This window comes from Roseibium sp. (assembly GCF_965216085.1).
In the GTDB taxonomy this organism is placed as follows: Bacteria; Pseudomonadota; Alphaproteobacteria; order Rhizobiales; family Stappiaceae; genus Roseibium.
Genome location: NZ_OZ244138.1, coordinates 937998 through 961356, shown reverse-complemented (window position 1 = coordinate 961356; position 23359 = coordinate 937998). Strand labels below are relative to the sequence as shown.

The following is a 23359-nucleotide window of genomic DNA, read 5'->3' as shown; positions in this document are numbered from 1 at the left end:
CCTCAGGCGACTCGCGCGCCCGCTGCGTCAAAATACAGAGCATTGTTGGGTTGAATAGCAAGGGTATCGCCGGGTTCCAGGCCGGTATGGACATCTGTCAGTGTCACGATTTCGTGGCCCTCCAGAGATAGGTGTAATCGGGTTTGGTCACCAAGGCGCTCAATGCGTGTGACCTGTGACTGCTTGCCCTCTCCTTGACGGATATGTTCTGGCCGAAGTGCAATGGTCTTGGCACCAAGTGGAGCACCAGAAAAGATGTCTGCAGGCAGCGCATTGATGCGCGGCAATCCAAGCCGTCCGGCAACGTATAAGTTCACCGGATTATCGTAAATTTCGCGTGGGCTGCCGACTTGCACCAAACGCCCTTCATCCAGAACGCCGACATGTGTCGCCATCGTCATCGCTTCAATCTGGTCGTGTGTCACATAAAGAAACGTGGCCCCAAGGCTTGCATGAACGCGTTTTAGTTCAATGCGCAAGTCCGCCCGAAGTTTGGCATCAAGGGAACTGAGCGGTTCGTCCATCAAATAGATCGATGGATCCCGCACAAGCGCGCGCCCAATGGAGACCCGTTGCATTTCCCCGCCCGAAAGCGCGGTAGCCTTGTTGTCAAGTTTATGAGCAATCCGCAGAACTTCCGCGACTTCAGACACTTTGCGGGCAACCTCGTCCTCAGGGGTCTTGAGCATTGGAGACCGCAGCGGGAACGCTAGGTTATCCCGAACACTCATGTGCGGGTACAAAGAGTACTGCTGAAACACCATCGCGACGTTGCGCTGAGCCGGCGTATCCCCAATGACAGAACGCCCGCCGATAAGAATGTCGCCGTTGTCAGGCTTTTCCAGCCCAGCGATCAGCCGCAAGGTCGTCGTCTTTCCAGCGCCCGTTGGTCCCAGAAGAACCACAAAAGCACCGTCTGGAACCGTCAAACTCACATCATCGACCGCGGAAGTGGAGCCGAAGGTCTTTGAGATATTGCGAAGAGAGACATCAGCCATGGGACAGCACTCCTTCGTTTAAGTCGGAGCGGATTGCCCGTCCGGATTGATTGTCGAACAGCGTCACAGTGGCGCCGTTAAACTCGAGGCCTACCCTGTCACCGGCTCGGGCCGGTTGACTGGACGCGATGCGGGCTTTGACCTCACCATTGTGGGTGTTCAGAGTGACAATCTGGGTCGTTCCGAGATACTCAGTTGCAGTGACCTCGCCCCGGTATCCGCCTGTATCTGAGAAGGAAATGTGCTCGGGCCGCACGCCATAGACAATGTCACCGTCAAAGGGTTCGCGCAGCGCCGGGATACTGAGTTTCTCGTGGTGCATCTCAACTTCGGTTGCGCCGAAATCAAGACTGCCGTGGAACTTCAGGAAAGTCATCGACGGAGACCCAATGAACTCTGCGACAAACATGGTGGCCGGCTTGTCGTAGATGTCCTGCGGCGTACCGAACTGCTCAACAACGCCATGATTCATCACGACGATTTTGTCGCCCATCTGCATCGCTTCCAGTTGATCATGCGTCACATAGACGGTTGTCGCGCCCATCCGGTCGTGAAGCGCACGCAGCTCCTCCGACATATATTCGCGGAATTCGGCATCGAGCGCCCCAAGCGGCTCATCCATGAGGAAACACTTCGGATTTCGCACGATCGCACGCCCGAGCGCGACCCTCTGGCGATCGCCGCCAGACAACCCGCCGACAGGCCGGTTGAGGATGTTTTCGATCCCCAATGTCTTGGCGACTTCCGCGACTTTCTCGTTCACCTGCGCCCGCGGCATACCCTGGCTGACTAATGGGTAGCTGATGTTCTTGCGCACATTCAGGTGCGGATAGAGCGCAAACATCTGAAACACAAAAGCAATGTCACGCTGGCTAGCAGGTTTTTGCCCCACCTCTTCGCCGCCGATGTAGATCTCGCCTGATGTCGGAAGCTCCAACCCAGCGATCATCCGAAGGGTTGTCGTCTTGCCGCAGCCAGACGGCCCCAGCAGCATGAAGAATTCACCATCTTCAATCTTGAAGGACGAGGACTGCACGGCTGTAAACGATCCGAACTCTTTGCGCAGATTTTGAATTACGATTTCTGCCATCGGTCACTCCGGAAAATGGCTGACGACGATGAACATGACGGTGCCCACCAGCGTTACGATGAAGGAGTAGGTGAAGGCCCACATCACATGCGGCTGCATCAGCATGACAACTCCGATTGCGATGAGAAGTGAGGCGATCAGCTCCCACGGGCCACGGCGCAGCCGCTGCAAATCTCTAATGAACTCGGTCATTTGCGAACTGCTCCAAATGTGATGCCGCGCAGAAGGTGTTTGCGCAGAAGGATGGTGAACACCATGACCGGCAGCAGGAAGATTGTTGCCCCGGCAGCCACTGCCGGCCAATCCTGTCCACCGACACCAATGATGGTTGGAATGAAGGGCGGGGCCGTCTGTGCCGTGCCTGATGTCAGCAACACCGCAAAGGCATATTCGTTCCAGGCAAAGATCAGGCAGAAAATGGCGGTTGATGCGATGCCCGTTGCCGCCTGTGGCAGAACCACTTTGTAGAAGGCCTGAAACCTGGTGTACCCATCGATGAGCGCTGCCTCTTCATATTCGCGCGGTATTTCGTCGATGAACCCCTTCAGCAACCAAACGGAGAGAGACAGATTCACAGCCGTATAAAGCAGGATCATTCCCGCATGCGTGTCGCTCAATCCAAGTGACCGGAACATCAGAAAAATCGGAATTGCGACAGCTATTGGCGGCATCATTCGTGTGGAGAGGATGAAAAACAGAAGGTCATCCTTGAGCGGCACCCGGAAGCGCGAAAAAGCATAGGCAGCAAGTGTGCCAAGGAAGACCGAAAGGAACGTCGAGCCAAAACCGATGATGACCGAGTTCGCAAACCGTTCGCCATAACGAGACGGCCCGGCAATCACCATGCCTTTGCCATGGACGATTTCTTCGACCCAATTGGTCGGGGGGTTGGCGTCCAGAAACTCCTGGGTCTGACGGGTCTGGGTTGTGAAGAGATTGACGTAGCCTTCCAGAGACGGCTCAAAAACCACTTTCGGTGGATAGGCGATCGCATCGGCAGAGGACTTGAAGCCTGTTGCAACGATCCACAACAACGGCAGCATGGTGACCAGGGCATAGCCGATAACGAGTGATCCCGCGATCCATTTCTGCCGGTTGGACGGCTCCGTGACAGAATAGCTGCTCATCTTTCTTTCACCTTGTTGAGGGCTTTCACGTAGATCGAGGCCAGGCCAAATACAGTGACAAAGAGGATCACGGCATAGGCGGAAGAATACCCTGTCCGCCATTTTTCGAAGGCTTCCCGCTTCAGGTCGATTGACGTGAGCGTTGTGGTGTTGCCGGGCCCCCCTCCGGTGAGCTGAACCACCAAATCGAACATCTTGAAGTTCTCAATGCCGCGGAACAGAACTGCCAGCATGAGGAACGGAAGCGCCATCGGGACCGTGATCGTCCAGAACTGCCGCCACGGGGACGCGCGATCACATTCTGCCGCTTCATAAATGGTGTCTGGGATCGATCTAAGGCCAGCAAGGCAGATCAACATCACGAACGGCGTCCACATCCAGGTGTCGACGATCACGAGCGCCCAGGGCGCCAGATTGACGTCGCCGATCATGGAAAAGGTGGTTGGGTCCGCACCTGTAAAGAACGCCACAATGTTATTGAAGAGACCAATCTGCGGCTGATAGAGCAAGGTCCAGAAATTGCCAACAACAGCTGGCGACAGCATCATCGGCAATACGATGATTGTCGTCCAAAGATCATTTCCCTTGAATTTCCGATTGATCAGCCAGGCCAAGGCAAAACCGATCAAAACCTGAAAGAACAGCGTCCAAAACAGGAAGTGCGCGGTGGCCTGCATGGTCATCCAGACATCGCTGTCAGTCAGGATGCGCTCGTAGTTGCGCAGCCCCACCCATTTGACATCAGCATTCGGCCGGTTCGCCCGGAAGTTCGTGAAGCTCAGCCGGATGGTCCAAATGAGCGGAAAGATGTTCACCGCCAGCAAAAGGAAAATGGTGGGAGCAACAAAGAGCCAGGCGATCGTGCGGTCAGAGATCCCTCTTACTTGGCGCGCGAGTGTTGGAGGCGTTGCCTTGGCAACGCGGTCCATCGTTGTCTCAGTCATGAGACGCCTTTCCAAGAATTCTTGTGATGGAGGCGCGGGACTTCAGGTTAGGCAATCAGCCCCGCGCACCTTTATGCAAAGCCGCTCTGGAACCTGAGCGGCTGCGACTTATGCGCTTAGAGCTTGCCTTCGTCTTCGAAGACTTCGACCCAATCTTTGACCAAGCCGTCGAGCGCTTCCTGGGCGGTGCCTTGACCGGCAACTACATAGTTGTGGACCCGGTCCTGCATGGCGAGCAGCAGGGACGCATAGGCCGGCTCCGCCCAGAAATCTTTCACGATTGCCATGGAATCGAGGAATGTCTGAGCATAGGGTTGGCTGGTCGCAAACGAGGGATCTTCTACCACAGCCCGCAGCGCAGAGTATCCACCCAGTTCCCACCATTGTTTTTGGATCTCAGGTTGCGCAAACCACTTGATATACTCCAGCGCGGCCTCTTGATCTTCGGAGTACGACACAACCGAAATACCCTGCCCGCCAAGCTGTGCAAAATGCCCGCCCGGTCCTGCAGGATTTGGGAAATAGCCGGACCTGTCTCCGCCAACATTCGGATCGGCATGGACGCCCGGCCAAATGAAGGCAAAGTTCATTTGCAGCGCAACCTGACCGGATTTGTAGGCATCAATGTTTTCAGACATGTACCAGTCAGACGATCCCGGTGCGGTACAGCAGTCATAGAGGGTCTTGTAGAACTCCAGCCCGGACGCCGCTTCTGGTGAGTTCACAAACCCCGCGAGTTCATATGGGTTTTCCGGATTTCCGTATTTGAACCCATAATTATAGAGGGCATTCGTAACGCCCATGGTGATCCCTTCAGAACCGCGCTCGGTGTAGATCGCGGCGCCATAAACCTTGTTGCCGTCAATTTCGCGCCCCTGAAAAAACTCGGCGATGTCCTTAAGTTCTTCCAGCGTTTTGGGAACAGTCAGCTCCCGCTCATATTTGGCGCTGAACTCGGCCTTGAGTTCCGGCCGCTCGAACCAGTCCTTCCGGTAGGTCCAGCCGACCACGTCTCCAAACGCCGGAAGCGCCCAATAGTTCGGCGTCCCCTTTGGCCATTCGGCATAACCGGTCACCGTTGCCGGAATGAAGTCGTCCATTGAAATGCCTTCGGCATTAAAGAAGTCATTCAACTTCACATAGTGGCCCGCTTCGGCACCCAGACCAATCCACTGGCTGTCACCGATCATCAAGTCACACAGTTTGCCGCCGGAGTTGAGCTCATTGAGCATCCGATCGGCGAAATTCGGCCAGGGCACAAACTCGAAGCTCATGTTGTGGCCGGATTTTTTCTCAAAATCTTTTGACAATTCAATCAGCGCATTTGCCGGATCCCAGGACGCCCAGCAAAGCGTCAAATCGGCGGCCTGTGCCGGCGCAACAAAAGAGCTGCTTGCCGCAACAAGGGCAGACGCAGCGAGAAGTTTTGCAGATTTCATGGATCATCCTCCCAAAAAGACAGTGCATCGGCGCTCGCCGGGCAGAGGCACTCCTCCAAGTGCGTCACGAAGCTATTTGACATACGTCTGTCAAGTCAAGAACAAAACTGACATACGTCTTTCTTTTTGAGTCAAAACGAGCAGATACACCGCCTCTCCAACACCGAAAAACGCAGGACAGTTCAGATTAAGGCAATGATTTTAATAGAGGTTTTCACGCATTGTGATTTCAACGCGGATTTGCTCTTGGGCTTCCAGAATTTCGGCACCGTCGCACTTTGCCCGCAATACCCGAAGGGCGCTGCGCACAAGATGGCCAACATTTTGCGTGATAACAGCGTCAACTTCACCGTCAAGCAGCGCCTGGCGGGTGACCGCGGTCAGATCATGCGCAACAATGACCAGGCGGTTGTCATCGACACAGCCGCGCAACGCCTCAAGCATGACAGCGTTGCCAGATCCCATCGAATAGACCCCGACGATGTCCTGATAAGATGTAAAGGCAGCCTTGAGGGTTTGCTGGATCCTTTGAGGATCGTCATAGAACTCTATTGTTGGAAGCGCATGAATCTGCGGGAAATCGCGCATCAAAACTTCGTCCAAGCCAAACCGCCGCTCAATGCTGTCCCGAGACGTCATTGAATTGGTCACCACCAGGATCTTGCCGGTTTCATTTCGAAGGAAGCGCCCAAGCAAGGCTCCAGCAGTGCGGCCAGCCGAGAAGTTATCTATACCAACGAAGTGATCACACTGAGAATTGGGGAGGTCCGACACCAAAGCAACAACCCGGGCGCCCGCCTCCTTAAGGTGCGTGATCGCATCACGCACTTGCGGAGTTTCCGGCACCATCAGGGCCACTCCGTCCAGTTCTTCCGGCTTCAAGAAACTCAGCCGTGCTGCAACGGCATGCGGATCGCCGACATTGACGAAGAGCTTTTGAATGTCCGTCCGGTCCGCAAGCGGTGATCCGATAAGGCCATCTACCGCTGCATCGATCGTTTCAATGAAATGGTTCGGCCCTTCCGGCAGGATAAACAAGAACCGGTATCTCTTTTGCTTAGCCAGATTGGCAGCGTTGGTATCACGCACATAACCAAGTTTTTGAACGGCAGCTTTTACCCGCTCTGCGTTCTTGGGGCGGACATCGGTCCGGCCATTTAAAACCCGATCGACAGTCGACAAACTCACGCCGGCTTCGCGTGCAATATCATGTACTGTTGGCCGTACCATTCGATCCCCTTGAACCGGCAAAAACGGGCAGCATTCTGACATGCGTAAATCAAAATGATCAACGATTCGAAGCCCTCATTATTTTTCCTTAAATATCAAACAATTATCAAGAGGCTTTCCGATCCACACTTTGGCCTCATCGAAGTCAGTGGTCAGGAAAGGGATCAAAAAGGAGCTGGCAAGCTATTCGAAACCACAAATTGACTAATACGTATTGTGGAACAATCAGCCTCTAATGCGCAGAACATGAAAAACGCTACGTCTACATTATTCTTACATCTGCAATGGGTATTGCAAATAAATGTCGGCGCTACTATCTGGCTCGCCATCTGCTCCGGGAGCTAGGGTCGTGTCCTTATCAACCTCGTTCAGAAGGTTCATGTCAGATGTCGATTTTGGCCCCGATATTGCGCGGCCCTTTGCCGTTTCAAAGTCAGTATTTGACCACCAGCTTTCCAATCATCGCGCCCTTTTCGATGATCCTGTGCGCCTCACTTAATGTGGCCGCCGACAACCCGTTCAAAACACGTGTTTCCAAGGTGGAAATGACACCATCTTCCACCAGACGCGCCATCCGCGTGAGGATCAGGCCCTGCCGGCTCATGTCAGGCGTGCCATAGAGTGAGCGGGTAAACATGAGCTCCCACATCAAGGCTGCGGACTTGCCTTGAAGAGCAGAAATGTCGAGTTTGTCAGGTGTTTCAACGATCGTCCCAATACGCCCCTGGGGAGCGATCAGCTCACACATCGCGTCCCAATGCTGTGACGTGTCTGCGTATTGAGCAATGTAGTCCACGTATTCAAAACTGGCCCCGCGCGCGCTTGCAATCAGGTCACGATGATCCACGATCTCATGCGCCCCCATTTGCCGGCACCAATCAGCCGTTTCCGGACGGGAGGCCGTGGCAATCACCGTCGCACTGGTGAGTTTGCGGGCAAGTTGCGTTGTAATTGACCCGACCCCACCTGCCCCGCCAATGATCAAAAGGGAAAAAGGCTGTTCGTCCGACGGCACTTGCAAACGGGAAAATATCATTTCCCAGGCGGTCAAGGAAACAAGAGGCAAGGATGCTGCGGCTTCCGCTGATATTCCCTTTGGTGCATGTGCCGCGATCCGATGGTCTACACATTGTAGCTCAGCATAAGATCCAGGCCGCGACGCGTCGCCTGCATACCAGACGCGGTCGCCGTCTTTAAAACCGGCCGTACCGCTCCCGCAGGCGCGGACCCTTCCGACAGCGTCGTATCCAAGCACAAATGCCGTTTCGTGAGGCGCATCCACGGCCGTTCGGATCCTGCGTTTTGCATCGGCCGGATTGATCGATATCGCTTCGATTTCGACAAGCAAATCGTTTTCGCCTGGAACTGGATCCGGGAGGTCGACATCCAGCAAACTCTCCGGATGTTCAATTGGCAGGGAGTTGAAAAAACCAACAGCTTTCATGTCTCAAACGCCTTGATCAGTTGGAAGAAGCCCAAGTGCTCCAAAAGGCCTTCATGGCCTCCGTCAGGTTCAGGTAAGTTTGGTAACGCCGGTCGTAAAACGCCTTCATGGCCGAGTCCGGCTGGTAGGTTCTGCGGATATCAGTCATTGCTGAAACCGCTTCTTCATAAGACGCAAACAGCCCGCTTCCGACACCGGCACCGATCGCGGCACCCAGTGCCCCGGTTTCACGCGCATCAGCAACCGCGATCGGAACTCCAAGGCAGTCTGCAAACATCTGCGGCCACACCGGGCTGCGTGCACCGCCCCCAGATAAAGTCGCCGTGTCAAACTGAACACCGGTAGACTGAAGCACCTCTATGTGCCGCCGGTGTTCAAACAGGACCCCTTCAAACAACGCCCTGAGCAAATGCCCTTCGCTATGCCATCCAGCAAGTCCGTAAAACCCGGCCCTGTAGTCCGCTCCTTGCCCTGATCCATAAAGAAATGGATGAAAATACGGATCATCAGCCGCCGGTGTAGTTTCGGCTATGCGGTCGTTGCAATAGCCGAAGGGGTCATCGTGATGTTCGCCGCGTTCGATGAACTCGCGCACATACCATTCCAAATTGGCTGCCGACGTTGCGCTTGCTTCAATGTTCACAAACCGGCCCGGCGCAAAACCGGAAGCCATGAACATCGACCGGTCGACAACCGGCGCATCGGAAAACACCTGATTGATGCTCCAAGTCCCTGCAATGATCGATGCCTCACCGGGATTGACCACGCCGGAGCCGATAGCACTTGCAACGACATCGAAGTAACCACCGATCACGGGCGTGCCGGCCACAAGTCCTGTCAATTCAGCCGCGACTTCTGAAATCCGCCCGGCAACATCCGTTGGCCGGATAAGGCGGGGCAACAACTGACGCGCATCTGAAAGGCCATAGAGGGATAGCAAGTCCTCGTCGTAGACGCATTCCGGCATCCGTGTCAGACCGCAGCCGGACATGTCCGAGATATCGCTCACACGCTCGCCGGTCAGCTTGAACGTCATGAAATCCTTGCATAAAAGCAACGTTCCGGCCTTTTGATAAAGATCCGGACGGTTGGCTTTGATCCAGGCAAGCAGCACGGGTGTTTGGGATGGCCAGGGTTCTTGAAGACATAGGGCATGGAGCGCTGCGCCATTGGCCGTCCTCAGCTCTTCAGCATGGCCCGCAGCTCTCGTATCTAAAGACTGAATCCCGACAAGTGGCTCGTCTTGCCGATCCAGCAGATAAAGGCCATTGCCGTGCCCCGCACAGCCAATCGCGGCGATCTGAGATGGTTTGATGTTTGCGTTTTCAATGCAGCCCTTAATGGCTTGCTGCGCATTGTCCCAAAGTTCGTTCAGATCACGTTCCACATGCCCCGGCTGCGGAGTGCTGGACTGTCCGTCCAGAGCGTGCATGGCAATTTGCCGGCCATGAAGGTCGAAGAGCACAGCCTTGATAACGGTGTTTCCCGCATCAAGGCCCAGCACATATGTGTTCTCATCAACCACGGCTGTAGATATCCCAGGCTTCGTCACCATCTGCACCATGATGGATCATGGCCATAAGAGCCGAAACTACCGCCCGCGGATTGTCGTGCTGATAGATGTTCCGGCCGTAGACCATGCCCTTGGCCCCCTGTTGCATCAGTGCGGCCGACTTGTTGAGGACCGTTCTCAGATCCTCTTTGCCGCCTCCCCGCACCAGTACGGGCACCCGGGCAGCTTCGATCACACGATGAAAATCTTCAGGGTTTTCGGTGGGATCCGCCTTAATAATGTCTGCTCCCATTTCATTTGCCAATCGGACCAGTGTGACAATCTTTTCCGCATTACCGTCAACCTGATATCCACCACGCACCTCATTCGGCAGCATGACCAAGGGCTCGATCATCAGCGGCATGCCGTATTTGTGACAGGCAGCCCGCACGCGGGAAATGTTGTCGACACACTGACGGAACAGTTCGGGTTCATCCGGCAGCATGAACAAGTTCACCACAACACAGGCCGCGTCCATTTCAATCGCACCGATGATCGGCTCGTCCGAGTTTTGCAACATCGACCACATCACCCGGTGGCGCTGGTCGTTGTAAGGGTTGCCCATATCGATCCGCATGACCAAGGCCGGCTTGTCTTTTTCCGGGCGGCTTTGCAGAAGGTCGGCCTGACCATATGCCATCTGAATGGCATCGGGTTTCGCATCGACCAAAGTATCGACAACTCCGGCCATATCTTCCAGACCAACCATGAAACTCGGTTCGTTGCACACCCCATGATCAATCGCCACATCCAGGCAACCGCCATGCGTGAACATCCGGTTCATGCGGGCTTTCGTGCTAACTCGCATTCTTCACTCCAATTTTGATTGCGGGATTCCAGCGTTTTTTCGGAAACGCCGTGATAATCGCCAAGTTCTTCAATGAGGTCCGAACGTTGCCGTTCGGCTTCCTGTGAGGAAAGGTTTCGCTCCTGACGTAGCAGGTCTGTCAGCTGATCGATGATGTCCAGAGAAACGCTGCCGTCGATTGCCAGGGATGTGCGGCGCAGAACAAGATCAGAGACGGTTTCGACAAACTCATTTCGGATCAGGTAAATCACTTCATTCTCTGTCAGGGCACATCCGGCGATCGGCTGGTCATTTCCCTGAGAAAAGCAGAATTTCTGAAGTTTGACCGCCGCCGCACCGTAAGTCCGAACCAGATGCCGTGCCTGGTCGAACCGGACAGCAAATTCATTTATCAGGTTTGTCTCAAACCGATTGGTATCCTTCGGAAAAGTCTGTCCGCCGCCAATTGGAAGACCAAGCGTGTTTGTCTGCCTTGGACGTCCAAGTTCCGCCAAAACTTCGTCCGTGGCCTGCTCGGCAAAGGCCCGGAATGTCGTCCACTTGCCCCCAACCATGCACAATTGAGGAACCGGCCCTACAAGACGTTTGGTAAAATGCCCCCGGGAAATCCGGCCCGTATAATCATGATCGCTTTTAGGAAGCGGGCGGATGCCCGCATAGCTGAAGACAATTTGGTCTGCCCGGACATCAAGGTCCGGAAAGACAAGCCGCAAGGATTCTAAGATGTAATCTCGTTCATCATCTTCACAGCGAACCCTGGCTGCGGATTTCACCCGGATATCGGTGGAGCCGGCCAGCACCTTCCCGAGATAAGGAAACACGATACAGACCCGGCCGTCGGCATTTTCAAAGTAGACCATGTGGCCGTCGAGAGCGTCTGCCAGGTCATCATTGTCGAGAATGAGATGAGAGCCCTTGGTACCTGACACCAGCCGCTCCCGGTCCGTCTCGCCGCTGATCTGTCTGATCGTTTCATCCAGCCAGGCCCCGGTTGCGTTGACGACGAGACGTGCCGATACGTTCGCTGTTTCACCGGTCCGGAGGTTTTTGACATCAAATCCACCGCTCTGCCGAGCGCCAACCTCTGCATAGTTTAAGGCCACACAGTTCGGCGCCTGTTTCTGCACATCAGAAATCAACTCAATACCAAGACGTTCCGGATGGCTGATCCAGGCATCGTGATAGACCGCCGAAAATCTCAGATCCGGCATCAACTTCGGCCATCGGGCACGCGTTGCTTTTTTGCCCTGAAATGTATGTTTGGGCAGCAAGCGGCGCGAGCGTGTCACCCAATCATAAAGCATCAGGCCAAGTTTGATCGGTAAGGCGCCGCGGCTTGACGGTTGACCGGATAAACCAAAAAAACTTGCTGCAGAATTCAACAGCCCTGAAAACATTGATTTGATAGGAATGACCGTCGGAAGCGGGTGAACCAAATGCGGTGCATTTTTGAGCAAAGCATCCCGTTCGCGCAGAGACTCCCGGACCAAGTCAAACTCGCCGTTTTCAAGATACCGCAATCCACCATGGATCATACGCGAGGGGGCAGCGCTGCAGCCGGAACAAAAATCATTCCGCTCAACGAGAATAACGCGCAGTCCCTGGAGCGCCAGTTCTCTGTAAACGCCGATACCATTGATGCCGCCACCGACCACTATGACATCGAACGCGCTGTCGCTGCGCAGGCTGCCCCAGTTTTCTTGCCGTTGATCGGACATAGATCTCCCGTTCGCCGAAAAGAGTTCCGGCGTTCCTTACTGCTAGATTTTGTTGTGCACCTGGTGTGGTTGAATCAGGCGGCGAGTTGGGTCAAATGCGTTTGCGCTGCGGCGCTGATGGCATCCAGATCTGATTGAGACAAACGAAGCTTACCGGCTTTGGCGTTTTCTACTGCCTGGCCGGGATCGCGTGCTCCGCATAGTGAAAAAGTGATTCCGGGTTGCTGCAGGGTCCAGGCAATCACGACTTGAGCCTTGCTGGCCCCATGCGCCCCAGCAATCGGCGAGATGGTTTCCATCAAGAGAGCCACCTTCTGACGATTCTCAATTGAAAAACGCGGATTGTCTTTCCGCTGATCGTCCCCACTGAAAGTGCGTTCCGGGCCGATTTTTCCGGTCAAAAGCCCAAGCGCCAACGAAGAGTAACTCAAGACCGAAACGTCGTTCTCCAGGCAAGTAGGAACGTGGGTCGTTTCAATATCCCTCTTCACCATGCTGTATTCTTCTTGAACGGCATCAAGCTGACCGGCCTGGATATAGGCATTCAGATTATCGACCGATGTGTTGCTGGCCCCGATGGAGCGGATTTTTCCCTGAGCCTTGAGCAACTCAAGGGCTTCCATCGTCTCATCAACCGGGGTGGTCGGATCTTGCCAATGCGTGATGTAGTGGTCAATGTAATCGGTCCCAAGCCGCATTAAGCTTTGTTCGACTTCATAGACGATGGCGTCTTTTCCGAGATACCGGTGAACCGGCTTGCCGTCATAGTCGAAGAAATGATTGCCTTTCTGGGTATGCCAGACCAAGCCGCATTTCGTCGCCAGAACCACCTTGTCGCGGCGTCCCACCAAAGCCTTACCGACGATTTCTTCTGCCAGTCCCTGACCATAGGCGGGCGCAGTGTCGATCAAGCTCACCCCTTCGTCGATCGAAGCGCGGATGGCATCTACCGAGCGGCTTTCGTCTGTGCCACCCCACATCCAGCCACCGATGGCCCATGTCCCCAGGCCAACTGCCGAAGCCTCAATACCCGAGTGGCCAATTTTGCGTGTCAGCATGTCATGCAACATTTTGAGCACCTTCCGTTGCCGCCAGAACTTCGCTGGCAGTGTCTTCGTCCAAAATAAGTGAATCCATGTGATGGCCGTTCAGGATTGCCCGGATCGGCATCACCTTCTCAGCGCCTGATGCCACCCCGATCACCCGTTTGCATTGCCGCAATTCCTCCGGCTTCAATGCAACAAGCCGTGAGTTCAAAGCGTAGTCGGCAACGGTTCCGTCCGGACGCATCAGATGCGCGAGGAATTCGGCCGTGATCCCGGTCCCCACCAGCATCTTTCGATCACTTTCCGGCATAGGATGCAGATCGTAATAACTGGAGCCAGGTGTCTGGATTGAGCCAACTCCAACTAGCGCGACGTTCGCCTGCCGGGCCGTTTCGAAAGCCTGTTTGATCGACGCGACATCCATCAGCATGTCCCGCTGTTCCCGGCTCTCGGCGAAGAGGGGTGCATGAACAAGGATGGCCTCGCCGCCAAGCCGGTCAGCCAATTGCGTCGCCAGATGATTGACGTCCGTGTAGAACTTTCCCTGGACCCCGCCCGTTAGCGGAACGACAGTAACGTCAAACTTGCGGTCGGTTTCAATGTTCTGGACAACGGCGCTCACCGCCTTGCCGCCCGAAATTGCGATCACATCCCCGTCCCGAATGGTTTCGATGAGATGATTGGCCGCAGCGAGCCCAACCTGTTTCAGGGTCGTGTCCGGGCTGCCGGGAACCGCTGACGTCACAAGCGCCCGCGTCAAAGGAACTTGCTCTTCAAGAAGCGCTTCAAGATCGGTTAGCCGCTGGAACGGATTTTCGATATCGATCTTCACCATGCCCATCTTCCGGCCTTGCGTGATCAGCCGGTTGACCTTGGATGTCGACAAGTTGAGCGTTTCAGCAATTTCAGATTGTTTCCTGCCTTCCAGGAAATGCAACACCAAAACAGTGTGCATCTGACGCATCAGTTCTATGTCGTTTTTCTTGTCTGCCATCAGGAAACCCTTTTTCTTCAAGGCCGTATCAGGCGCGTTTTTTGACAAGGTAATGGTCGATGGATACCGCTGCGAGCAGGATCGATCCGCGAATGATGTCCTGCCAGTAGACCGAGACATCCAGAAGCGCGAGTGAACTGGAGACCACCGAGAGAAGGACAGCGCCCAGGATCGCACCAAAAATCGTGCCCGATCCGCCCGAGAGGCTAGCGCCGCCAATGACAGCTGCCGCAATGACGTTCAGTTCCATGCCGATGCCGAAAGTCGGCTGGGCTGATCCAAAACGCGCCATGTAGATGATCCCGGCAAAGCCGCACAGCGCCGAACACAAAGTCGTTGTCAGGAACACCACTTTCTTGGTGCGGATCCCGGAGTAGGCAGCGGCCTTCTCGTTGCTGCCGGTATAAAACACCTTCCGGAACATGGTGGTCCGGCGCAGCATGAAATCGAAGGCCACAACAACGCCGATGAACAGAATGATGACAACCGGGATTGGACCAATCGAACCTTGGCCGATGAATTTGAACTCCGGCGGCAAGGTGTAAAGGCCCAGCGGACGGCCGCCCGTTCCCAACAGACAGGCCCCCCGGGCGATCACCATCACACCTAGGGAGACAATAAAGTGATGCAGCCCAATCCGCGTGGTGAAAAAGCCCATGAATGCGCCGATTGCAGTACAGGCCGCAATTGAGATCGCCGAGGCCACCCAAGGGTCAACGCCGTTCAAGAACAGCCAGCCCGCAATCACCATGGCCAGCGCCGTGACAGACCCCACTGACAAATCGATCCCGCCAGAGATCAACAGAATGGTCATGCCGACGACGACTATGCCTTCCACGGCGAATGCCATGACCATCGCCCGCATGTTCACCCAAGTCAGGAAGTAGGGTGAGGCAAAGGACATCACGATAAACAACAACAGGATGATCGCGATCAGGCCGGTTTCGCGCATGCGCAGAATACGGCGGATGAACGAGGCTTCCGCCTTCTTAGTATCCGGTGTGTCGGTCAGGGAGACTGCGTCTTCCATTTTATTCCCACCCTTTGTGTATCGTTGCCTCGGCATCGCCGACCGATGCGAGGTGCATGATGTTTTCTTCTGTCATTTGATCGCCGGTAACCTCACCGCTGATCCGTCCTTCCCGGACAACCAGAACCCGGTCGCATACGCCGATCAGTTCGGGCAGCTCTGACGAGATCACCACGATGCCGACACCGCTGCGCGCCAGATTGCGCAAGATACGGTGGATCTCAGCCTTGGCCCCGACATCGACACCGCGGGTCGGCTCATCCAGGAAAATGAGCTTCGGGTTGACCGACAGCATTTTGGCAATCGCAACCTTTTGCTGGTTGCCGCCAGATAGCGAAGAAACGGGATCAGACAGCGTTCCGCATTTCAAATTGAGCCGATCACCCAGGTCCTGGGCCTGTTCTTCTTCTTTGTGTTTCTGGATCAATACAAATCCACTCGCCACCTGTTCCGGCTTAAGCGCGGAAATGTTGGAGGCGATCGACATATCCAGAAAGACGCCATCACCTTTCCGGTCTTCGGAAAGATAGACAATTCCTTCAGATATGCTGTCGCGATAGCAGGTCAGGTCGAGTGTCTTGCCGTTGAGGACGACTTCACCCGTGACCTCCCCCTCCAGCTTACAGATGCCCTTGACGATCTCGCTGCGCCCGGCGCCGATCAGGCCGGCAACACCGAGGATTTCGCCCTTTTCAAGTTGAAAGGACACATCCTGGAACCGCGTCCGTTCATTTAGGTGCCGAACATCGAGGATGATCTCGCCGGTCTTTTCGGTATCCGTCTGTTTTTTCGGATAAAGGTCATCAATAACCCGGCCGACCATTGCATTGACCACGTCACTCGGCTGGATATCGGCAACATTCTGCGTGGTGATGTAATTGCCGTCCCGATAGACGGAAACCCGGTCGCAGTTGTCGAAGATTTCGACCATGCGATGCGAAATGTAGATGATGGAAATGCCCTGGTCTGCAAGCCGCCGCATGATCTTAAACAGGATCTGAGCTTCTTTTTCCGTCAGTGCGGCGGTCGGCTCATCCAGGATCAGGATCCGGCAGTCCAGTGTCAGCGCTTTTGCGATCTCAACCAGCTGCTGATGGGAGATCGACAGGTTGCGCACAAGGGTTGCTGGGTTGATGTCGCTCAGCTGACCAAGAACGGTAGCAGCTTTCTTTTCAAGCGCAGCATAATCCATCAGGAACGAACGGCTGACATTGGTGGTTGCCATGAAAATGTTTTCAGCAACCGAGACATCCGGACAGAGCGCGATCTCTTGATGAACGAAACCAATGCCCAGCTTCTGCGCCACGGTAGGCGATCCGATTTTCACACGCATGCCATCAAGGAAGATGTCGCCATCATCGGGTTGCAGGATGCCGTCAATCACATTCATCAGCGTGGATTTCCCGGCACCGTTTTCACCGGCAATCGCGTGGATCTCCCCCTTGCGGAGTTGGAAGTCGACACCTTTGAGTGCACGGATCGGTCCGAACGATTTGCTTAAGTTTGAGATTTTCAGGATCACGTCATCGCGCATGACTGAAACACTCTGCTAAACGAAGGTTTTTTGGAAAGTGGGTTGTCTATCCGTTTCACGTCGACAGACAACCCAGGAGTTTGGGGGCACTAAGCCCCGGACCAGGATCAGCTCGGATCGCGGCCTTCCATGTATGTGTTCAGGTCAAAACTGTCGGCATTGTCCTTGGTAATGACAGCGAACCCATTATCGACATAGGGGATCTGAACCGGATTGTAGCCGGAGACCTTGTAGTCGTTGAAGGGATCGAACACATCAGAGTGCGAGGCTAGGAATGTTGCCATAAAGCCCATGAAACCCTGCATGCCCTGGTTCGGGTTCAAGGCCATATGGATGTTACCGGCCTTGATGTGTTCCAACGTGGTCGGTGTCACATCAGCATGCATGATCAGGACTTTGGCTTCCGCTTCCAGAACCGCAGCCACAGCCCCTTCCGCAGACCCAGCTTCAGGGATCCACAAAGCACCGAGGTTCGGGTTCGCCTGAAGGATCGAACCGGTCGCACGGTAAGCCGCGTTGCTGTCCTGGTTCGTCGCCTGACGGCCGACCAATTTCATGTTCGGGTAGTTGTCTTCCATATAGGAAATCAGCGCAGTCACCCGAAGATCGTGATTGGACTGGCCCGGGTTTTCCAATACAGCGTATTCCGCACTGTCGCCGATCTGCTTGACGATTTCCTCGGCAGCGAACTTGGCTTCAGCAAGATTGTCGGACGTAATGTAGGCCGTGCGGTTGGATTTCGGAGAGTCAGCCGCAAATGTGACTATTTGCGTTCCACTGTCGATCGCCCGGTTGATCGGCTCGATGAACGGATCAGATTGCATTGGATGAACCAGAATTCCGGCCGGCTGTTTCACCATATCCTGTTCAAAGGATGCAATCTGCTTGGTGATGTCGTAGTCCGGTGTACCTGAAAAGACAGTCTCGCAGCCAAAGGCTTCAGCCGCCTGTTTGAACCCCTGATAGACAGGCACCCAGTATGGATGGCCCGACACCATGACATTCATAATGTAGGTTTCACCCGGTTCGCATTTCAGCCCGTTTGCCGTCGCTGGTGTTGCAGACAGTACGGCCGTCGACAACGCTGCGGACACCAGCACAGCCTTCAATTTCAAAGCGCCCATAGTTTCCTCCCTAGAGCAACTCCTCCTCATCTTGCAGAACAGCTTTTCAAACCCAAAGCAGCTTTGCAAGAAATTTCATGAACCGGTTTTTATCCCGGACAAGGGATTGATAAGGGGCACATCAAACGATGGTCAACAGGAATTGGTATTTATTTCTTTTTATGAAATTTATTTCAGGAACAAGCGCAATCTCGCGCTTGACCTAAAGGCGATCAGAGAAATCTACCCATTTGTAGTATTAGGGGAATTCGAACGGATATCGGTCAGTATTTACAATTGTCGGTCAAACCATAAGCGCAGTTCGAAAAGGACCTACGGACTTTCTGCTCTTTCAAGTCGGCAAAAAGAAAGGGGCAGTTTCCTCCCCCTTCTCAAATTTCGGCGATAAAGTAGCGGCCTGTTTCCGGCGGATTGCCGGTTACCGGAGCCCTTCATTGATACTATTGAGAACGCGGCTACCGGGGCAAAGCTCATCCGTGCTCAAACTGTTCAACGGTTTGTCGGCAAGTGCCAGAGTGTGATTGAGGTCCTGCGCGTTCGGGTCGAGGTAGAATAGCCCGGTCAGGACTTTCCCATTGCGATTGGCTTCCTGAAGCGCCATCAGCGCGTCGTCCCGGCTGTCGGCTTTGTATTTGCTGCTGGCCTTGTGCAATTGGATGTTCGACCCGTCATGCAGTGTCACTGTCTGACTTGATCCTTCCTTGTATTGGGTTCGGATCTCCTCGCGCATGGGCACAAAATCGACCGGCATCGCATCCAGGTTCTCACGGGTGGCTGCATAACTTTTTGTCGACCCGACATTGTTGGCAAAGGTCACACATGGCGACACCACGTCAATAAAAGCAAAGCCTCTATGGGCCATTGCTGCGCGGATCAACGGCTCCAGCTGCTCCTTGTCACCGGAAAAACTGCGCCCCACAAAACTGGCACCCTGCAACACTGCGAGACTGGCCAGGTCAATTCCTTCAAATGGGTTTTCGCCGCCGTATTTGCCGATTGATCCTAGATCGGAGGTGGCACTGGTCTGCCCCTTAGTCAATCCGTAACAGCCGTTGTTGGCCACGATATAGGTCATGTTCACATTGCGCCGGATCAGGTGAACGAATTGGCCCATCCCGATGGACGCCGTATCACCATCCCCTGAAACACCAAGATAGATCAGGTCGCGATTGGCAACGCTCGCCCCCGTGGCAACAGACGGCATGCGTCCATGCACGGAATTAAATCCGTGACTGCGCCCCAAAAAATAGGTGGGCATCTTCGACGAACAGCCAATACCGGACAGTTTCGCGATGCGGTGCGGGGGAATGGCCGAGAGATAACAGGCGTTCCGGACGGCAGCGGAAATACTGTCATGTCCACATCCCGCGCAAAGCGTTGAGACCGCTCCATCATAATCGGCAACCGTATAGCCCAGCTCATTTTTAGGCAGTTTCGGGTGTTGGAATTTCGGCTTGTAATAAGACATCAAACGGTCTCCGGATGCAGCTTGACAACGTCGGCGCTGGCGACATTCAGCGCTTTTCGGATTTGGCCGGCAATCGTACGGGCCGTAATCGGTGTCCCGGAGTAGTTGAGAACCGATGTCAATTTGTCTGGTGCGATATGGCACTCGTTCATGATCAGCTGGCGCATTTGTCCATCGCGGTTTTGTTCGATCACAAAAACGATGTCGTGCTCATGCACGAACGCATCGAGGTCTTTGTGAAACGGGAAGGCCCGGATGCGCATCACATCAATTGGGTAGCCTTCACTCGCAAGAATTTCGACCGCTTCATAGGACGGTGACGCCGAAGTACCGAAGAACAGTGCACCAAGTTTCTTTTTGGTCTTCGGTTTCTTCACCGGAATTGGATCGTGAACCTTGGGCGCAGGAACATAGGTTTTGGCAGTCTCGAACTTGCGGACCAGCCTATCCACGTTCTTGACATAGTCTTCGCCTTTTTCGGAATAGACCGCCATGTCATTCTTTGACGAACCCCGGGTGAAGAAGGCGCCCTTGTCCGGATGCGTCCCTGGCAGCGTGCGGTAACAAATACCATCGCCATCGACATCAAGATAACGGCCCCAGACCTCCGCCTCGTCCAAAGCAGCGGCATCCAGAACTTTACCGCGCTTCATCTCGTAGCTGTCGTCCCATTCTAGCGGCGGCGACATCCAGTCGTTCATGCCAAGATCAAGGTCTGACATGACAATGACCGGGGTTTGCAGCTGCTCGGCCAGATCAAAGGCCTGAACTGTCATTTCGAAACATTCCTGCGGCGTCGCCGGGAACAGAAGAATGTGTTTCGTGTCGCCATGGCTGGCATAGGCAGCAGCAAGAATGTCCGATTGCTGGCTTCGCGTCGGCATGCCGGTCGATGGCCCAGATCTTTGAACGTCGATCAACACAACCGGCACTTCCGCAAAATAAGCCAGGCCCAGAAATTCGCTCATCAAGGACAGGCCGGGGCCGGAGGTTGCGGTAAAGGCCCGTGCGCCATTCCAGCTGGCGCCAACGACGATCCCCATGGCCGCCAGTTCATCTTCCGCCTGCAGGATCGCAAAATTCCGTTTGCCGGTCCCGGCATCGATCCGCATGCGTTCGGCGTATTTGGCAAAGGCGTCGACCACGGATGTCGACGGAGTGATCGGATACCAAGCCGCGACGGTGGCCCCGCCATAGATGGCACCAAGGGCAGCCGCCGTATTGCCGTTCATCAAAATATGCTGGCTTTCACGGATATGCGGTGCATCACTGACACCCCGTTCCAGCCGGATCGGCAACGGACAGTTGAAATTCTCCTGGGCAAACTGATAGCCCATCTCAAGCGCATGTACGTTCGGGGAGACAAGCTTTTCCTTGCCCTTGAACTGGTCATGCAGCAGATCCTTTAAGATCTTAAAATCGACATCCAGCAGTGCCGCAAGTGCGCCGACATAGACCACGTTCTTTAAGAGCTGCTGCAACCGCGCAACTTCGAATTCGCGCATGCACATGGCCGTCAGCGGAATACCGAAATAGCTGATGTCGTCCCGCTTAAGATGCGGAGCCAATGGCCGGGTGGAATCGTAGACGAAGTACCCACCGGGCTCGACGCTGGCGACATCGTCTTCCATCGTTTGCGGGTTCACGCAGAGCATCAGGTCTACACCGCCGCGCCGGCCGAGATATCCTTTGGAGCTGACCCGGACTTCGTACCAGGTCGGCAAGCCTTGAATGTTGGACGGAAAGATGTTGCGCGGGCTCACCGGAATACCCATCCGGAAAATCGCTTTTGCAAACATATGGTTGGCGGAGGCAGATCCGGTGCCATTCACATTAGCAAATTTCACCACAAAATCGTTGACGCCTTTGATCTGTTTCATTTGAAGTCCACCAGGTTGGGCGCCGCTTTTGCCATGTTGTAGAAGAACATCTGCATGTCCCAGGCCGCCGTGGGGCAGCGTTCCGCGCACAAACCGCAGTGCAGGCAAACATCCTCATCTTTGACCAGCACTCGCCCTGTAGGCAGCGTGCCTGAGACAAACAGGTCCTGATCTGTGTTCTCGGCTGGAACCAGAAGCTTGTTCCGTAGTTCCCCTTCCGGTGCGTTTTGCGTGAAGGTTATGCAGCTTGTCGGGCATACATCCGTGCACGCATCGCACTCGATGCAATTCACATCCGTAAAGACCGTCTGCGCATCACAGTTCAAGCAACGCTCGGCCTCGATAAAGGCGGTTTCAGGATCAAAGCCCAATTCGACCTCAACCATCCGGTCGCTCAAGGATTTTGCCAAGTCTTCTAGAGGGACAGTCTTACGTTCGTCAGTGATGGGAATGGAGTCATAACTCCATTCGTGGATACCCATCTTCTGACCCACCAAGGTGACATTCGGCGGCGGCCGTTTGGACAGATCCTTTCCTTGGCAGTAAAGGTCGATAGACACCGCCGCTTTATGACCGTGCGCAACGGCCGTGATGATGTTCGAGGGACCAAAGGCCGAATCCCCGCCAAAAAACACTTCCTTGCGGGTGGATTGGAACGTCTCGTCATCGTTGATGATCGGTGTTCCCCAGCTGGTGAACCGGATGCCCGTTTCCTTTTCGATCCAGGGGAATGCGTTTTCCTGGCCAATCGCAATCAGCACATCATCGCAAGGGAAAAACTCCGGCTCCTCACCAGTCGGCACCAGCTCGCGTTTTCCATCATCACTGTAGACCGCTTCAACCTTGTCGAACGTCATCCCGACAAGCTTGCCATCTTCGATTACAAACTCACGCGGAACGTGATTGTCAATGATCGGAATACCTTCGTGAACGGCGTCTTCTTTCTCCCAAGGCGATGCTTTCATATCCGCAAACGGGCTGCGGACGATGACCTTCACGTCTTCCCCGCCCAGCCGGCGCGACGTCCGGCAACAGTCCATGGCGGTGTTCCCGCCACCGAGCACAATGACGCGCTTGCCAATTTGCTTGGTGTGTTCAAAAGCGACATTGGCCAGCCAGTTGATCCCGATATGGATATTTGCATCAGCTTCTTTGCGGCCGGGCAGCTTGGGCAGATCACGCCCACGCGGCGCTCCGGACCCAACGAAGATCGCGTCATATCCCTTGGTCAGCATCTCCGCCATGCTGTCAACATAGGTGTTGAAAACGGTCTTGATGCCCATATCGAGAACATAGCCGATCTCTTCGTCGAGCACGCTTTCCGGCAATCGGAATGACGGGATCTGGCTGCGCATGAAGCCGCCGCCTTTGGCCTGTTCATCGTAGAGATGCAGTTCGTAGCCAAGCGGTGCCAGATCGCGGGCCACAGTTAGCGACGCAGGTCCCCCGCCAATCAGCGCGATCTTTTTGCCATTGGGCGGACCTGCTTTTGGAAGCATACTGGCAACTTCGTCTTTGAAGTCCGCCGCCACCCGCTTCAAACGGCAGATCGCAACTGGCTCTTCTTCAACGCGGCCGCGCCGGCATGCAGGTTCACAAGGCCGGTCACAGGTACGGCCCAGCACACCAGGAAAGACATTGCTTTCCCAATTGATCAGATAGGCGTCTGTGTACTTTTGCTGGGCTATTAGGCGGATATAGGCTGGCACGGGCGTATGCGCCGGGCAGGCATATTGGCAGTCGACGACTTTGTGGAAGTATTCCGGGTTCGTCGTATCGGTGGCTTGCACGTCCAGTTCCCCTCCCATCAGGTCCAACGTAGCTGGCTCAGAGAAATTTAAACGCCTTGCAAACGCCTCTGTAAAGATGGCATTGCTTTTTCAGGTAAATTTTCTGACTTTTGAGGTCTCGGGAAACCCAAGGCTGACATATG

At 54.7% G+C, this 23359-nt stretch carries 19 protein-coding genes; all 19 read right to left on the bottom strand.

Going from position 1 to position 23359, the window contains the following annotated elements; all coding sequences use genetic code 11:
* Positions 1 to 2: 2 nt before the first annotated feature.
* The 19 genes from ACOOFE_RS04480 to ACOOFE_RS04390 all read right to left on the bottom strand — a co-directional run bounded on the left by ACOOFE_RS04480 (position 3) and on the right by ACOOFE_RS04390 (position 23216).
* Positions 3 to 998 carry an ABC transporter ATP-binding protein gene (locus ACOOFE_RS04480; protein WP_420413842.1) on the bottom strand — a complete coding sequence of 332 codons (996 nt, stop codon included), beginning with the start codon at positions 996 to 998 and terminating at the stop codon, positions 3 to 5.
* Complete coding sequence (locus ACOOFE_RS04475) at positions 991 to 2088, bottom strand: ABC transporter ATP-binding protein (RefSeq protein ID WP_420413841.1); 1098 nt, start codon at positions 2086 to 2088, stop codon at positions 991 to 993. The genes ACOOFE_RS04480 and ACOOFE_RS04475 overlap by 8 nt, the downstream gene beginning before the upstream one ends.
* 3 nt (positions 2089 to 2091) lie before the next feature.
* Entirely contained in the window at positions 2092 to 2280 is a 189-nt protein-coding gene (locus tag ACOOFE_RS04470) for a hypothetical protein (protein WP_420413840.1), read from the bottom strand.
* On the bottom strand, positions 2277 to 3215 hold the full coding sequence (locus ACOOFE_RS04465) for a carbohydrate ABC transporter permease (RefSeq protein WP_420413839.1): 939 nt from the start codon (positions 3213 to 3215) through the stop codon (positions 2277 to 2279). Before ACOOFE_RS04465 ends, ACOOFE_RS04470 begins: the two co-directional genes overlap by 4 nt.
* Positions 3212 to 4159 (bottom strand): carbohydrate ABC transporter permease, encoded by a 948-nt coding sequence (locus ACOOFE_RS04460; RefSeq protein ID WP_141185320.1) that lies wholly within the window; start codon positions 4157 to 4159, stop codon positions 3212 to 3214. Before ACOOFE_RS04460 ends, ACOOFE_RS04465 begins: the two co-directional genes overlap by 4 nt.
* Before the next feature lie 116 nt (positions 4160 to 4275).
* Positions 4276 to 5598, bottom strand: a complete 1323-nt coding sequence (locus ACOOFE_RS04455; protein WP_420413838.1) for an ABC transporter substrate-binding protein — start codon at positions 5596 to 5598, stop codon at positions 4276 to 4278.
* 201 nt (positions 5599 to 5799) lie between these two features.
* A complete protein-coding gene (locus ACOOFE_RS04450; RefSeq protein ID WP_420413837.1) occupies positions 5800 to 6828 on the bottom strand; it encodes a LacI family DNA-binding transcriptional regulator in 1029 nt (342 codons plus the stop codon).
* Positions 6829 to 7261: 433 nt separating this feature from the next.
* On the bottom strand, positions 7262 to 8272 hold the full coding sequence (locus tag ACOOFE_RS04445; RefSeq protein WP_420413836.1) for a zinc-binding alcohol dehydrogenase family protein: 1011 nt from the start codon (positions 8270 to 8272) through the stop codon (positions 7262 to 7264).
* Between the two features lie 16 nt (positions 8273 to 8288).
* Positions 8289 to 9797, bottom strand: a complete 1509-nt coding sequence (locus tag ACOOFE_RS04440) for an FGGY-family carbohydrate kinase (protein ID WP_420413835.1) — start codon at positions 9795 to 9797, stop codon at positions 8289 to 8291.
* Positions 9790 to 10632 (bottom strand): class I fructose-bisphosphate aldolase, encoded by an 843-nt coding sequence (locus ACOOFE_RS04435; RefSeq protein ID WP_420413834.1) that lies wholly within the window; start codon positions 10630 to 10632, stop codon positions 9790 to 9792. Before ACOOFE_RS04435 ends, ACOOFE_RS04440 begins: the two co-directional genes overlap by 8 nt.
* The gene (locus ACOOFE_RS04430) at positions 10605 to 12350 is read right to left on the bottom strand and encodes a glycerol-3-phosphate dehydrogenase/oxidase (RefSeq protein ID WP_420413833.1); all 1746 of its coding nucleotides are present in this window, start codon (positions 12348 to 12350) and stop codon (positions 10605 to 10607) included. The genes ACOOFE_RS04435 and ACOOFE_RS04430 overlap by 28 nt, the downstream gene beginning before the upstream one ends.
* A 74-nt stretch (positions 12351 to 12424) precedes the next feature.
* Complete coding sequence (locus tag ACOOFE_RS04425) at positions 12425 to 13420, bottom strand: aldo/keto reductase (protein WP_420413832.1); 996 nt, start codon at positions 13418 to 13420, stop codon at positions 12425 to 12427.
* Positions 13410 to 14390: a sugar-binding transcriptional regulator gene (locus tag ACOOFE_RS04420; protein WP_420413831.1), complete on the bottom strand. Its 981-nt coding sequence runs from the start codon at positions 14388 to 14390 to the stop codon at positions 13410 to 13412. Before ACOOFE_RS04420 ends, ACOOFE_RS04425 begins: the two co-directional genes overlap by 11 nt.
* A 28-nt stretch (positions 14391 to 14418) precedes the next feature.
* A complete protein-coding gene (locus ACOOFE_RS04415) occupies positions 14419 to 15342 on the bottom strand; it encodes an ABC transporter permease (protein WP_420415543.1) in 924 nt (307 codons plus the stop codon).
* Positions 15343 to 15421: 79 nt separating this feature from the next.
* Positions 15422 to 16954, bottom strand: a complete 1533-nt coding sequence (locus ACOOFE_RS04410; protein WP_420413830.1) for a sugar ABC transporter ATP-binding protein — start codon at positions 16952 to 16954, stop codon at positions 15422 to 15424.
* A gap of 107 nt (positions 16955 to 17061) precedes the next feature.
* Entirely contained in the window at positions 17062 to 18078 is a 1017-nt protein-coding gene (locus ACOOFE_RS04405; protein WP_420413829.1) for a substrate-binding domain-containing protein, read from the bottom strand.
* 418 nt (positions 18079 to 18496) lie between these two features.
* Positions 18497 to 19546 carry a 2-oxoacid:ferredoxin oxidoreductase subunit beta gene (locus ACOOFE_RS04400; protein ID WP_420413828.1) on the bottom strand — a complete coding sequence of 350 codons (1050 nt, stop codon included), beginning with the start codon at positions 19544 to 19546 and terminating at the stop codon, positions 18497 to 18499.
* Positions 19546 to 21426 (bottom strand): 2-oxoacid:acceptor oxidoreductase subunit alpha, encoded by a 1881-nt coding sequence (locus ACOOFE_RS04395; RefSeq protein ID WP_420413827.1) that lies wholly within the window; start codon positions 21424 to 21426, stop codon positions 19546 to 19548. Before ACOOFE_RS04395 ends, ACOOFE_RS04400 begins: the two co-directional genes overlap by 1 nt.
* On the bottom strand, positions 21423 to 23216 hold the full coding sequence (locus tag ACOOFE_RS04390) for an FAD-dependent oxidoreductase (RefSeq protein ID WP_420413826.1): 1794 nt from the start codon (positions 23214 to 23216) through the stop codon (positions 21423 to 21425). Before ACOOFE_RS04390 ends, ACOOFE_RS04395 begins: the two co-directional genes overlap by 4 nt.
* Between the last annotated feature and the right edge of the window lie 143 nt (positions 23217 to 23359).